The following is a 15487-nucleotide window of genomic DNA, read 5'->3' on the forward strand; positions in this document are numbered from 1 at the left end:
GTTTTTTTATTCTTGTAATACCTCCAAATATTTTTAGTAATATAAAAAATATATGTTAAACTATATATTGATTATACATTTATTGGGATAATGATACAATAAATGTATAATTAAGATTAACTACGTAATTAAATGTATATAGGGATAGATGTAGTATTGATATTCAATATAGTTGAGTAAATAAAGATGAAAATAATGTGCACAGATATTTAGTTATAAAGAAGATGGGGGTTAATATGGATATAAACTTAAGAAAATTATCATTAGAAGATAAAAAGGAATATTGGAATAGTGGATTTAAAAATCAAGATGAAGAAGTGATGTATTATACTGGGACAACAAATAATCCAACTGAACAACAAGTATGTAATTATATAGACAGAGTAGTAAAAGATGATTCAAGGGAGGATTATGTTATTTGTGATTTAAATAATAATATTTTAGGTGAAGCTGTGTTAATGGAAATAGATGATGATAATAAGAGCTGTCATTTTAGAATAGCTATATTTAATAAAGAATCATTTGGAAAAGGAATTGGATATAAAGCAACAGTAGAAATATTAAGAATTGCATTTGAAAAGTTGAAATTACATAGAGTAGAGTTAGAAGTTTTTGACTATAATCTAAGAGCAAAGAAAATGTATGAAAAAGTAGGATTTAAGGTTGAAGGATTAAAAAGAGATGGAATATTTATAGATAATCAGTATAGAGGTATATACATAATGTCTATACTTGAGGATGAATATAGAAAAATATTCAGTTAAAATCTATATAAATTTTACGAAAAATTTCTGTACATATTAGTTAAGGTAATGTACAGAAATGTAAGCTATAATTAGGATTATAAAAATAATAAGAAATAATGTAGCTTATTATGGAGGAATAGTGATGATAAAGGTATTGTTAGTTGAAGATAATGAGAAGATTAGTGAGAATATATTAGAGTATTTTAAAGATGAAATGGATATTAAAAATGTATATAACGGAAGAGATGCTATTGATTATTTAGAGCTATATGATTTTGATATAATTATTTTAGATTTAATGCTTCCTGAAATAGATGGAATGGGAGTGTTAAAGCATATGTCTAAAAAAGGTATAGACACAGCAGTTATAGTTCTTACAGCAAAGGAAGAGCTTGGAGATAAGCTTAAAGCTTTCAATTTAGGGGCAAATGATTATCTAACAAAGCCATTTTATATGGAAGAGCTTAAAGCAAGGATAATTGCAATATTAAAGAGTGTAGGAAAAATAAAAAGTTCAAATATGCTTCAGTTTAAAGACATGGAAGTTAATATGAAGACTAAGAGGGTTTATATTAAAGGCAATGAAATTGATTTAAATGAGAAGCTGTATAGTTTATTAGAATATTTAATAATGAACAAGGGTGTACTATTATTTAAGGAACAGATATTTGATAATATTTGTGGATACAATAGTGATGCATCAACTGAAATAATAGAAGTTTATATGAGTAGACTTAGAAAAAATTTAAGTAAATACGGATATGATAAATATATTGTTACAAAGAGAGGTATGGGGTATTTAATGGACGAAAGCATTGAGGACTAACTATGATGAAGAAGGATATATTTTTAAAGACCAAGAGGAAAGTAATAATTTTGAGTTTATCTATAGTATTTATTTGCTTGTTAATATTTGCGATAATCACTAAAACTTTATATACTTCTATAGTATTTAGTCATATAGATCAACAGCTTATGAATGAGAGAAATACTTATAGCAATGCAATGAATACAGGGAGAGATGTAAGAGAGTGGAGAGGTATACCTAAGCTACCACCTAATATTATTATGATAATACAGACTGGTAATGGAGTTGCATTAATGAATCAAAATTACTATTTTGACTCTGATAATCTACCAGTTTTTCCTGATAACTCTGAAGATGAAATAGTGACTTTAACCTTTGGGGAATATACATTTAGAGGAATAAAATTTAAATTTAATGATTTAGTTGTATCATTATTAATAAATGTAGATTCAGAGATACAGTCTGTAAATCAGCTTATGAGTTCAATAATATTAAGTTTTGTTATACTAATTATAATAGCACTTGTATTATCTTATTATCTTTCTTCAAAGATAATGAAGCCTGTTAAGGAGGCTTATGATAAGCAGGTATTTTTTGTTCAAGATGCATCCCATGAGATGAGAACACCTCTTGCAGTAATAAGAGGGAAGCTAGAACTTCTTGCTAATAAGTGGGGAGATACTATTGATAATAATTTTGAACATATATCAAAAATGATGAGTGAGGTAAGAGGTTTAGAAAAGCTTAATAGTGATTTACTATTACTATCAAAGGAAGATGTTGATGGAAGTATTAATATAACAGAATTTTCTTTAAATGATTTTATTACAGATTTAAGTGAATTCTATATTGATTTAGCTGAAATTCAAGAGAAGACCTTTGAAGTAAAAACAGTAGATTCTGATTTGAAAGTGAGCTGGGATTACAATAAAATTAAGAGAATGATAATTATCTTAATCGAGAATGCTTTTAAATATACTGGTGATAATGGTAAAATTCAACTTAGTTTTGAAGATGCAGGAAAGAATATAAAAGTAACTGTTAAAGATAATGGGATTGGTATAAAGGAAGAAGATCAAAAGCGTATTTTTGATAGATTCTTTAGAAGTGCTGATGTGAGAGTTAAGAATATAAGTGGTAGTGGAATAGGATTAAGTCTTTTAAAATCTATTTCTAAAACTTTAGATATTAAGGTTAAATTAACTTCAAAAGAATTGGTTGGAACAGAATTTACTTTATTAATTCCTAAATCGATAAAGTAATGATAACTTAGATTAAGTAAAAATATAAACTCTATGCAAAAGAGAATTGATGCTGTATACGGTACAGATAAATTCTGCGTAGAGTTTTTTATTTATGTTAAGTTAATGTTAAGATTCATCTATTAGAATGAAATAGAAATATATGGAGGTGGGTTAATAATGAATGATAAAAAGACAAAGTATATTTTAATTACATTAATTATTATATGCTTAGCTTTAATTGGAGTATATTTAGTTAAATTTAATCCAAATACTGAAAATGGTTATGGAAATATACAAAATGTTGATACTGTCTTAGATAAAGATAATATTACAAATATTAATATTGAAATTGCTGATAGTGACTGGGAGGATTTAAAAGAAAATGCAACAGCAGAAGAATACTATGAGGCAAATGTAACAATAAATGGAGAGACTTTTTATAGTGTAGGGGTAAGAGCTAAAGGAAATTCAAGTCTTAGTAATATAGCTAAGGATGATACTACAGATAGATATAGTTTAAAGATTAAATTTGATAAATATGTTGATGGTCAAACATACAATGGAATAGAAAAATTAGCTTTAAATAATAATTATCAAGACCCTACATACATGAAGGAATATTTATCATATGAGATATATGAATCTTTAGGGGTTCCAACTCCAGAGTATTCTTATGCAAGTATAAGTATAAATGGAGAGCCATGGGGATTTTATCTTGCTATAGAAGATATTGATGAAAGATATATAGAAAAATATTATGGTTCAGTAGAGGGAAATCTTTATAAACCTGAAACTATGGATTTGAATAATAATGATATGGGGCAAAAAGGTGAAGAAATGATAAAGCCTGATTTCCAAATGAATGAAGATATAGGTGGAGAGTCAGCAGCATCAAATAGTAATTCACAAGGAATGGATGGCAATATGCAAAGTATGCCTGGAAACATACCTGAAGGAATGGAAGGAAATATGCCAAATATTCCAGAAAATATACCTGAAGGAGTGGAAGGCAACGTTCCTACTGATATGCCTGCTAATATGGAAGGAGTTATGTTTAATGGAACAACAGAAAATGCTGAAGGTAATATGATGCAAGGAATGCAAGAAAATCTTCCAGAAGGAATTCCAAATGATATGCAGGGTAATAAGCAAGGAATGATGGGCGGATTTAATAAAGGAAATAATGGGGGTGCAGATTTTAAATATATAGATGATGATATAGCAAGTTATTCAACAATAACTGAAAGCGCTGAATTTAAAACTACAACAGAAGCTGATTATCAAAAGATTGTAGATATGATAAAAAACTTAAATAAGGGGGAAAATCTTGAAGAGTATCTAAATGTAGAAGAAATATTAAAATACTTTGCAGTAAATACGTTTTTAGTTAATTTAGATAGTTATTCCGGTGGAATGTATCATAATTATTATCTTTATGAAAGAGATGGAGTATTTGAAATGCTGCCTTGGGACTTAAATATGTCCTTTGCAGGATTTGGTGTTAATAATGCTAGTAGTGCAGTAAATTTCCCAATTGATTCACCAGTAACAGGTACATTAGAAGATGCTCCTTTAATAGGGAAGTTATTGGAAGTTGATGAGTATAAAGAATTATATCATAGCTATCTAAATCAAATTATAGAAAATTATATAAGCAATGATGGCTTTAATAATTTAGTAACTAAAATTGATAATATGATTAAAGATTATGTTAAAGAAGATGTGACAGCTTTTTATAATTACGATGAATATGAAAGTGCAGTTTCAGAGTTAAGAACATTTATGCAAGATAGATCATCAAGTGTAATTGCTCAACTTAATGGTGAACAGCCTTCAACAGAATATGGTACTATCGAAACTACTGTTGATTTATCAGTATTAGGTGGTCAACAACAAATGGGTATGGGTGGAAATAAAGGTGGAATGTTCGATATGAATAATATCTCAGGAAATATTGATGGACAAAATATCCCACAAATGCCAACTGATATGAATGGAGAAAATCTACCACAGATGCCGACGGATATGAACGGTGCAAATATTCAGCAGATGCCACCAAATATGAATGGGGTTAATATGGAACAGCAGCCCAATATAAATACTAATGATATGCAACAGAATATTGAAGGTGAAGTTGGAAATAGTCAGTAATAGAGTGGAGATAATGAAAGTGGTAAGCAAATAGAAACAAATTAAATCCAACATATATTCTATCTAATAAGGATATTTTTAAAGGAAATATATGAATATTATCCCAAAACACCTTGAAAATCTATGATTAAGCTTCATTAAAATACAAATATTTCAATATAGCCCAGTAAGTTGCCAGTTATAGGATGTAGACTAAATATCTGTAATAATAGTAAGATAGTTTAGTATTTAATAATTATGGTAATATATTAGAAACAGAGAATTACAATTTGTAATATGGGCACTTAGAATATATAAAGTCAGCAGTGCAACCGGCTAAGATCTAATAAGTTTTAGATCTTAGCCGGTTTTTTATTTTACCATAAATAGAAAGGGAGAAAGCTATGAACAAAAGATTAAAAAATCAAATACTAAGTAGTATTTTGATGGTTATGTTTACATTTGGATTTATTATTCCAGATATGAAAACAGTATATGCAAATATGCTTACATATTTGCCAGAAGGATTTTCAAGTATTGCTATAGGTAGCAATGCAGAAGGAAATGCTTATTATGATAATAATACAAAACAATTTAATATAGAAGGAACAGGGGGATACGTAGGTAAAGACAAAGGTGCAACTGATAGCTATCAATTTGTAAGTTATAAAGTTGAAGGAGATGCAACTATTGTTGCAAGACTTGCAGATTTTGATATGAGTAGTGCAACTAGTGGGCAAGCTGGTGTATTTATTCGTAGCACTAATAATACTGATAATGCAGATTATTTTGGTGTGTACGTAGAACCAAGTTTAGACGGATATAGATATGCTTATAGAGATGTCTCTGATGCCAACTCAGAAAAGGGTGGTACAGGAGCAGAAACTATTGAAGGAATAACTTCAAATGATAAGAACTTATATATCAAGTTAGTTAAAAAGGGAAATAATTTTAAATATTTCATCTCAGATGATGTAATTTTCCCAGCTGATAAGACTTTGATGAAAGGTCAGGAAATTATAAGTGATAATGGTGAATGGTATGTTGGATTTGCAGTAAGCAACGGAGAATCAGATTCAAATACCATAGCTAATTTTGATAATATCTCAATAACTGATGCTACAGGATTAGTTTTTGATAGTAATACATTTACGCCACCTGTAGACAGAGGTATTTTACCAGAAGGTTTTATAAATAGTAGCATTGGAAATGAAAACAATACTTCATATGCTAATTTTGATAAAATAAATAAGAATTTTACAATAGAAGGTTCAGGAAATTTAATAGGTAAAGATAATGGAGTAACTGATAATTACCAATTTGTTAATTATGAAGTTGAAGGTGATGCAACAATTACTGCAAGACTTGTAGATTTTGATATGAGCAATGCACCTAAAGGACAAGCTGGAGTATTTATTCGTGATAATAATACTGCCAATGATGCACAGTATTTTGGTGCATATGTGGATTCAGGAGCAAATCAATATAGATATGCTTTTAGAGATAATGTAAAAGCTGGAGCTGCAGCTATAAATGGATTAGATACGAATTCTAAAAATAAATATATCAAAATAGTAAAAGAAGGAAATGTATTTAGATATTTTATTTCAGAAGATCCAACTTTCCCAGCTAATAATACTATAACAAATTCACAAAATGTATCTATGGAAGATGATGGAGTTTGGAATGTAGGACTTGTTGTAAGTAATGGTGGAAGTACAACACCGGCAGTAGCTATATTTGATAATGTGAAAATAGAAACTGCAGATAAGGTATACTACGATTCAACTTTAGAAGTTATGCCAGTAGATACTGTAGAGGGTGTAGAGGCTGTAGCTGGTGATTCTAATGTTGCTTTATCATGGAATAATGTAGAGAGTGCTACAAGTTATATAGTTAAAAGAGCTACAGCTATAGATGGACAGTATGAAGAAATTGCAACAGTTTCAGGAAATACATATGTTGATAATACTGTAACTAATAATATTACTTATTATTATGTGCTTGTTGCTGCAAATGATGAAGGTATAAGTCATGATTCTAAAGTAGTAAGTGCGATGCCTAATAATAGCAATCCACTAAATCTTCAATATGGAAAAGATGCTGCTAAATTTACTATTACAGAAAAACCAAATGATACAGTATTTGATTCTGTTATAAAAATAGCTGGTTATACAGATAAAGATGGAACTATAACAATAGAGCAAAATGGTAAAGTATTAGTAGATTCAGAAGTTAAAGCTGCTAATGAGAGCTTTGAACAAGTACTAAACTTGAAGCTTGGAAGAAATACTATTAATATATATCAAACAACAGAAGATGGTAAGAAAACATTAAAAAGCTTTAATATAGTAAGATTAAGTAAAGAAAATGTTAATATGATAGTAGACAGTAATTACAGCGGAAATGATGGAGATACTGTTGAAGGTATAAAAACATATAAGACAATTTCAGCTGCAGTTAATGCTGTAAGCACTAAAAATGAAGAGCGTGTTGTTATATTTGTTAAGAATGGTATTTATAAAGAAAAAACAATAGTTCAATCACCATATATAAGTATAATAGGTGAAGATAGTGAAAATACTGTATGGACATATGATGCTGCTAATGGGACTATCAATCCTGAAACAGGTAAAGCATATGGAACAAGTGGAAGTGCAAGTGTAACAGTAAAATCAAAAGCTATTGGATTTACTGCAGAAAATATTACTATAGCAAATGAGTTTAAAGAGCAAGGTAATAATAATGAGCAAGCAGTTGCTTTAAATAACCAAGCAGATCAAAGTATTTTTATAAATGTTAGACTTATTGGTAACCAAGACACATTATTAGCTGATGCAAGTAGTTCAGTGCCAGCAAGACAATATTACTACAAAAATTATATTGAAGGTGATGTTGATTTTATTTTTGGTCGTGCACAAGCAGTATTTAATGATTGTGAAATAGTTTCTTTAAATAGAAATTCAACAAGTAATAATGGATATGTTACAGCAGCAGATACATGGGATAAAGATGCTTACGGATACTTAATAATAAATTCAAGATTATTAGGGGAAGAAGGAATTGCAGATAATACAGTTTCTTTAGGTAGACCGTGGAGACCAAGTAGCCAAACTCAAAAAATGACTCCAGCAGTAACTTATGTTAATAATTATATGGGAAGTCATATAACTGCTAAAGGATGGGAAGACATGGGAGCAGACTCTTTAGCTGTAGACTCACGTTTCTTTGAATTTGGAAACTTTGGACTAGGAGCAAAATTAAGTGAAACAAGAAATCAATTAACTGTTGAAGAAGTTAAAAATTATGAAATGAATAATGTATTTGCTAAAAATTCAGCAACGACTAATGGCAATGATGCATTTACTTTTGATTGGATACCAACTTCTGTTGAAGCAAAGGTTAATATTGAAACATTATATGGAATTTTTATTCCAGTAACTTCAATAGCATTAGAGGAAAAAGAAGCTACGTTAAAGGTTGGAGAAACATCTACTATTAATGCTTTAGTAGGACCGGAAAATGCTTCAGAAAAGACTATAACATTTAAAACAAATGATGAAAATGTAGCAATTGTTGATGAAAATGGAGTAGTTACTGCAGTAGCTGTTGGAACAACAACTATAACAGTATCAGCAGGAGATATTTCAGAGGAATATTCAGTAACTGTATTACCTTCATTAACAGTTATGAACAAAGTACCTGTAATAACAGCAGATGATGTAACTATTAAGGTTGGAGACAATTTTGGTGCAATGGAAGCTGTAACTGCAAATGATAAAGAAGATGGAGATATAACATCAAATATCGAAGTAGTAGAAAATACAGTAGATACAGCAAAAGCTGGAGAGTACAAAGTAGTATATAAAGTTACAGATAGCCAAGGAGCATCAGCAACTAAGGAAATAAAGGTAACAGTACTACCTATATTAGTAGGAATGAACAGTGTACCAGAAATAGTAGCAAAAGATATAACTATTAAGGTAGGAGATAACTTTGATGTAATGGAAGATGTAACTGCAAATGATAAAGAAGATGGAAATATAACATCAAATATCGAAGTAGTAGAAAATACAGTGGATACATCAAAAGCTGGAGAATACAGAGTAGTATACAAAGTTTCTGATAGTCAAGGTGCATCTGTAACTAAAGAGATAAAGGTAACAGTAGAAGTAGTAGATGAAGTTGTTGAAGATAACAATAATGGAAATTCTAATGGTAATGCTGCAGATGATGAATCTGTTGATGACTCTGTAAATGGATCAACTGATAATGTAGGTGGAAATACAACAGAAAATAATTCTAATAATTTACCTAATACAGGTGGAACATTTGCTGTAGCAGTAGGTGTAATAGCGCTTCTATTAATAATTGCAGGGGTATTCTTATTTAGAAAAAAAGACAGAAAATAATATTATTATAAAATAGGCGATAAGTCGTGTAAGTAACATGACTCATCGCCTTTTGATTTTAAATGGAAAATAATAAACAATATAGATTTATAGAAAAAAATGGTATAATTATAAATAAATTGATAATGTTGAATTATAAAAATATAAAAAAGTAAATTTGGGGAGGGAAAATAGCAATGACAGAGGTGTGTATTTTAGGCGTTATGCATGGATTACATAAAGAGAATAACGTTTATAGTTATGATGATATTTTTGGGGTGATTAACAAATTTTCACCAGAAGTTATAGCAGTAGAGATAAGGCCTGAAGATATAGGTGAATCTGTTCAGTATCTAGAAAAGTTTTATCCTTATGAAATGGTACAAACAAAAATAAGATATAAAAATAAATGTAAGCTTTATGGTTTCGATTGGTTTGAAGAGGCGGTTGAAGGAAAACTTTTATGGGATGATTATTTTAATAGTTTTGATAAGGTTAAGATAGAAAAAGAATTTGAAAATGATGATAAATATAAAAGAGAGAAAAAAGTACTTGAAGTTATCGATGATATGAGACTTGAACTTCTGTTGAATCATAATGCTAAGGAAGTTAATGATGAGAAATATGATGTTATTGCAAAAGTATATTACAAACAATTTGAAGTTTTATTTAAAGATACACCTTATGAAAGAATGGCCGAAATATTCAATGATAGACAAGCTCATATTAATGAAAATATTATAAATATAATAAAAGAAAATATAGGCAAAAGGATTCTGTTTATAACAGGAATAGATCATAGGGCTTTTATAATAGATGCTATTAAAAATAATATAAAAGAGGATATTAAGTTTGCTAAGGTAGAGGTTTAGGATATTTAACTATAAGAGAACTATGAGAGGTGAGAATATGGATAGTAAATACGAGAAAGTTAATAAAAAATGGGATGAGATATTTTCTAGACAAATTCCTAAGATACCAGAAAGTCCTTTAACAGGTAATAAAACTTTTGATTCAGCTATTAAGTGGGCATGTAATGGAGCAGAAAGAATAGTTGACTTTGGATGTGGAAATGGAACTGTATTATTTTTATGCGCTTTGAATGGAAGTAAATTTCATATTGGAATAGACTTATCTGAAAAAGGTATAGAAGTGGCGAAAAAAAGATCATATGATATGGCAGTAGGAGAGTATAAATTTATTCAAGGTGGAATTGAAGAGTTAAAAAATATTGAGTCATCATGTATAGATTCAGTAGTCTTATCAAACATAATTGATAATTTATATCCTGAAGATTCGGAATTATTGATTAAAGAAGTAAAAAGAATTTTAAAGGTTAACGGGAAAGTACTAGTTAAATTAAATCCGTATATTACAGAAGATAAAATAAAAGAGTTTAATATAGAAGTTGTAAAAGATAGTTTATTAGATGATGGATTACTTTTATTGAATAGATCAACTGAGGAATGGTATGAGTTCTTTAATAATGAATTTACCATAAAAGAATTTAAGGAGATTTATTACAAAGAGCATGACCAATATAATAGATTATTTTATTTAAAAAAGGAATAGTAAAATTTATGAAATATATATAGATGATAAGGGTGAATAAAATTAAGTTAGTGATAATTTTATTTTCGTTAAATTTATTTTTAATATCATGCAGTACACTTGATAATGAGTTTAAAAGTATGATATGTGGAAAATTAATTGAAGATGTTGAGATGTAAATAGACTGTATATATTTTTTTATAATAATTATAGGACAAAAGAAAGCCTAAAAAATCGGGAAGCCAATCTTTTACGATGATAATATTAGATTAACGAAATGAAGAGGGGGTAAAATTATGGAATGGATTGAAAGCATTAGAGAAGCTATTTCTTATATAGAAGATAATATTACAAAGGATTTATCCATAGAAGAAATTGCAGATAGAGTAAATATTTCTCCTTTTTATTTTCAAAAAGGATTTGGAATGTTATGTGGCTATTCATTAAGTGAGTATATTAAAAGAAGAAGACTTTCGCTTGCCGGCAGTGATGTCTTATCTACTAATGAAAAAATAATAGATATTGCAATAAAGTATGGATATGATTCTCCAGATAGCTTTACTAAAGCTTTTACAAGATTTCACGGAGTTACACCATCTGCTGTTCGTAAAGAAGGTGCAATGGTAAAGTCTTTCGTTGCCCTTAGAATCAAATTTTCATTGGAAGGTGGATATATTATGGATTATAAAATTGTTGAGAAGGATGAGTTTAAGGTTATAGGAGCATCTAAGAAATTTAAGTATGAATCTGCATTTATGGAGGTTCCTTCATTCTGGAATGAGCATATTTCACAAGGAAAATTAAAGGATATTTGTGGAATGTATGGTATTAACATTGATGAAAAAATGAGTGGAGATGAATTTGAATATCTTATTGCAGAGGATTATTCTCAAGAGAAAGATGGAATGGAAGGATATATAGTTAAAACAATTCCTAAGTTTACATGGGCTATTTTCCCTTGTTATGGACCAAGTCCACAGGCAATTCAGGAAGCTAATAAGAAAATATTCTCAGAGTGGCTACCGAATGAAAGAGAATACACTATTGCAGCAGGTTATAATATAGAAATGTATAATGACCCAAGTAAGTATGAAAAGGGGATCTTAGATAAAAATTATTATAGTGAAATTTGGATTCCAGTAAAGAAAAAATAGATATTAATTATATAAGATATATATATAAGCAGAAGTAGTTAAATGTAGGAGGATATTCTAACATTATACGGTTATTTGAAAAGCAAATGATAAAAGAGGAACATCTTCCGTAATGGCTGGAGCTATGACAGTTTTATTAATAATAGTAGGATTCTATTTATTAAGAAGAGTTAGAAAGTAATATTATAGTATAAAAGAGGCGATAAGATATGTTTGTTTAACGTAGCTTATCGTTTTTTTATTTAGTTTAGATACACAATATTTTCATTTAATAAATATATCATAAAATATGGAGTTGTTGACAACTCAACAAATTGTTGATATATTTTAAATTGTTGATAATTCAACAAATTTTAGACGTATTGAAAGGTGAAAATTATGAGGAAATCATTTATATTGGCAAATATTATTGTGCTAATTTTTATATTAGTTTTTGATGTTTGTTATATGTTTGGTGGTGGATTACCTGCTAAATCTATTGCTAGTATTATGTTTGTTGGAGCAGGAGTTATAAATTTAGTATACTGTTTTAAGAATAAAAATAACTTGAAATTTCCGATATGGATGATAGTGGCTTTAGTATGTGCTATGCTAGGAGATATATTACTTGTACTTAATTTCTATCTTGGTACAGCAGTATTTGCTCTTGGACATATATTTTATCTAATATCTTACTGTATGCTAGAGAGCATTAACATTAGAGATTTAATATGCGGTATTTGTATTTCATTGATTTCAGTAGCTATTATATTATTTACTCCATTTTTAGATTTTGGAGGTTCTTTAATGCAAGGTGTGTGTTGTACTTATGCTATTATTATTTCATTTATGGTTGGTAAGGCAATTTCAAATTTATTAAAGGAGAAGAATCAGGTTAATATCATAGTTGCAATAGGAAGTATATTATTCTTTATATCAGATTTTATGTTGATGCTAGATTTATTTGGAGGTATTTCAGTTGCTTCTTATTTATGTCTTAGTACATATTATCCAGCTCAATTTCTACTTGCAATGTCACTATTTATATATGCTTGTGCTAATTCATCAAAACAAGAGAAAAATAATAGTATGTCAAAAGCTTCTTAAAATGAAAGGAAGGGTATTACTATGATTGAAGTTATAGAGCGTTTCGAATCATTTACAACTTCTGTTGCAAAAGCATATAAGTGTATTCAAAAAATTAAGCTTGCTGAAACTAAGCGTATGGGATTGAAACCAAGTCATGTGATGTGTATGTACTATCTTGGTAAAAATCCAGAAGGACTTACAGCTACAGAGTTATGCAAATTATGTATTGAGGATAAGGCAGCTGTATCAAGAACAATTGTTGAGCTTACTAAAAAGGAATTTGTAAAATATTCTGAGACATATCCTAGTCGTAAGTATCGTACAAGAATTATACTTACAGAGGAAGGTAAGGAAATAAATAATCAGATAAATGAAGCCATAGCTAAGGCAGTTACTAATGCTTCTAAAAGTTTAGATGAAGATGAACGAAAAAACTTTTATCGTGTTTTCTTCTATATTACAGATAATCTTGAGATGATTTGTGATTCATACTTAAAGGAAAAATAAAATGAAAAAGCACAACTATTCTTAAAGGGATAGAGTGCTTTTTTTGTAAGTATAATCAATATAATTATTATATTAATAATATATTTGGGCAAACTATATATCAATTAATATAACTATATAGAAAGATAGTGATAAAATGGAAGGAAAGATTAGCTCAAGAGTTTGGGACTATATATCAACTATTTTAATAATTATAAATGGAGTTATATGTATATTTTTTCATGAAGAAATATACAAATGGCTAACAGGTGTATGTGCTATAGTTTTATTAGTAAAAGGTGTAGTTAAGCTTATAGAAGGAATTAAAGAGGACCATCATAAAGATTTAAATGGAAAGAAATTTGAAGTAGCTCTTGTAATGATAGCTTTTTCAATAGCAATATTAATAAAGCAAAATGATGCATTTGTTGTAGTAGTTATATTTTGGGGATTATTAGGACTAAATAAATCTGCAAATTATTTAAATGAGGCGTTATATAAAATTCATAAAAAAGAAGGCGGTATTGTAGCTTTATTGAAAGCAGTTATTGAATTTACCTTATCTATTTTATTAATTTTTGATCCCTTAGGAAAAGCTTTAGAACATATTGTTATATTAGGTGTTGAATTAATTATTGAAGGTATATTTGAAATTATAAAAATACACTCTGGAGAAGAGGAACTAGTTTGATTAATATGTACTAAAAAAATAAACAAACATTCTTTAAGCAGTATTATATTTATAGTATTTGATACTTTAAATGAAGCATAGACTACTTGTGTATGAAAAATAAAATATGATAGAATTAATTGAAAAAAGGACTGTATCAAAATTAATTTTGATACAGTCCTTAAATATTATTAAAAATAAAATAAACTTTCTTTTGGAAACTTTACATTTATTATATCTGATATTTTAAAGTTAAGTTTCTTTTTATCTAAAGAAAATCTTATTAAATCTCCAGTCTTCAGATTAGGATTCTTTATGTAAATAGTATAATCAAAAGGATTTTCAATTATATTTTCTACAATAAATGGATAAGAGTTTACTTCGTAATCAGAAGTTGATAACTCTATATGATGAGCTCTTATTCCTACATAGCTAATATCAGCATCTAAAGAAGAATCAACAGTATACTCATACCCCCAGCTTTCAGCATAAACTTTATTAGGTGAAGTAGCTTTTGCAGGTGATATATTTTTACAGCCTGTTAGTTTAGCTTCAGCATATGATTTAGGTGAGTTAAATAACTCTAGCTTATTTCTATTGTTTAAAGCAGTTCCTTTATCAAAAACTATTATATTATCACATACTCTGAAGGCTTCCTCTATATCATGGGTAACAAATATAACATTTCCGTTATAATCCTTTAATATAGACATAAGTTCCTTTTCCATAGAGTGTCTTAAGTGATGGTCTAAAGCTGAAAAGGGTTCATCTAAAAGTAAGATTTTAGGTGAGATTACTAAGGCTCTAGCTAAAGCAACTCTTTGTTGTTGTCCACCTGATAATTGCCAAGGATAATGTTTTTCTAATCCTCCAAGGTCAAGACGTTCTATATATTCTTTACACAATTTAGATTTTTCGTTGCCTTTTAGATTTCCTAAACCAATTTGAATATTTTCAGATACAGTCATATTAGGAAAGAGCGCATAGTTCTGAAATAGAAATCCTACTTGTCTTTTTTGTGGTGATAAGTTTATTTTCTTATCTGAATTATAAAACTCAGTTCCATCAACGATAATTTTACCTTTAGTAGGCTTATCTAAACCAGCTATAGTTTTTAAGGTAAGGCTTTTACCGGAACCAGATGCTCCTAGAAATCCAAGGACCCCTTTATCTTGATTTACCTTAACTTTTAAATCAAATGTAGGAAGGTGCTTTTCAATATCTATTAATAATGACATA

At 28.7% G+C, this 15487-nt stretch carries 12 protein-coding genes; 11 read left to right on the forward strand and 1 reads right to left on the reverse strand.

Annotation, left to right across the window (positions count from 1 at the left end):
- Window positions 1-236: 236 nt before the first annotated feature.
- The 11 genes from LQE93_RS05370 (at window position 237) to LQE93_RS05420 (ending at window position 14269) form a co-directional block, all read left to right on the forward strand.
- Window positions 237-764, forward strand: coding sequence for a GNAT family N-acetyltransferase (locus tag LQE93_RS05370; RefSeq protein ID WP_231072476.1), 528 nt, complete (start codon window positions 237-239; stop codon window positions 762-764).
- A gap of 124 nt (window positions 765-888) precedes the next feature.
- The gene (locus tag LQE93_RS05375; RefSeq protein WP_231072478.1) at window positions 889-1572 is read left to right on the forward strand and encodes a response regulator transcription factor; all 684 of its coding nucleotides are present in this window, start codon (window positions 889-891) and stop codon (window positions 1570-1572) included.
- A gap of 2 nt (window positions 1573-1574) precedes the next feature.
- Window positions 1575-2816 carry a sensor histidine kinase gene (locus LQE93_RS05380; protein WP_055263699.1) on the forward strand — a complete coding sequence of 414 codons (1242 nt, stop codon included), beginning with the start codon at window positions 1575-1577 and terminating at the stop codon, window positions 2814-2816.
- Window positions 2817-2975: 159 nt separating this feature from the next.
- Entirely contained in the window at window positions 2976-4949 is a 1974-nt protein-coding gene (locus tag LQE93_RS05385) for a CotH kinase family protein (RefSeq protein WP_231072480.1), read from the forward strand.
- A 383-nt stretch (window positions 4950-5332) separates the two neighbouring features.
- A complete protein-coding gene (locus tag LQE93_RS05390; RefSeq protein ID WP_231072481.1) occupies window positions 5333-9340 on the forward strand; it encodes a pectinesterase family protein in 4008 nt (1335 codons plus the stop codon).
- Window positions 9341-9516: 176 nt separating this feature from the next.
- Window positions 9517-10191 (forward strand): hypothetical protein, encoded by a 675-nt coding sequence (locus LQE93_RS05395; RefSeq protein WP_231072489.1) that lies wholly within the window; start codon window positions 9517-9519, stop codon window positions 10189-10191.
- Window positions 10192-10228: 37 nt separating this feature from the next.
- Complete coding sequence (locus LQE93_RS05400; protein ID WP_231072491.1) at window positions 10229-10891, forward strand: class I SAM-dependent methyltransferase; 663 nt, start codon at window positions 10229-10231, stop codon at window positions 10889-10891.
- 275 nt (window positions 10892-11166) lie between these two features.
- Window positions 11167-12024 carry an AraC family transcriptional regulator gene (locus LQE93_RS05405; RefSeq protein ID WP_055263693.1) on the forward strand — a complete coding sequence of 286 codons (858 nt, stop codon included), beginning with the start codon at window positions 11167-11169 and terminating at the stop codon, window positions 12022-12024.
- A 378-nt stretch (window positions 12025-12402) separates the two neighbouring features.
- Window positions 12403-13110, forward strand: a complete 708-nt coding sequence (locus LQE93_RS05410) for a lysoplasmalogenase (protein ID WP_231072493.1) — start codon at window positions 12403-12405, stop codon at window positions 13108-13110.
- A gap of 21 nt (window positions 13111-13131) precedes the next feature.
- Complete coding sequence (locus LQE93_RS05415) at window positions 13132-13599, forward strand: MarR family winged helix-turn-helix transcriptional regulator (protein ID WP_231072500.1); 468 nt, start codon at window positions 13132-13134, stop codon at window positions 13597-13599.
- 136 nt (window positions 13600-13735) lie between these two features.
- Window positions 13736-14269: a DUF308 domain-containing protein gene (locus LQE93_RS05420; RefSeq protein ID WP_231072503.1), complete on the forward strand. Its 534-nt coding sequence runs from the start codon at window positions 13736-13738 to the stop codon at window positions 14267-14269.
- A 170-nt stretch (window positions 14270-14439) separates the two neighbouring features.
- Here the strand turns inward: LQE93_RS05420 and LQE93_RS05425 are convergent, their stop codons facing one another.
- The gene (locus tag LQE93_RS05425) at window positions 14440-15486 is read right to left on the reverse strand and encodes a sulfate/molybdate ABC transporter ATP-binding protein (protein ID WP_231072505.1); all 1047 of its coding nucleotides are present in this window, start codon (window positions 15484-15486) and stop codon (window positions 14440-14442) included.
- Window position 15487 lies beyond the last annotated feature (1 nt).

The sequence above is a fragment of the Clostridium sp. NSJ-145 genome, assembly GCF_021044725.1.
GTDB lineage: Bacteria > Bacillota > Clostridia > Clostridiales > Clostridiaceae > Clostridium > Clostridium disporicum_B.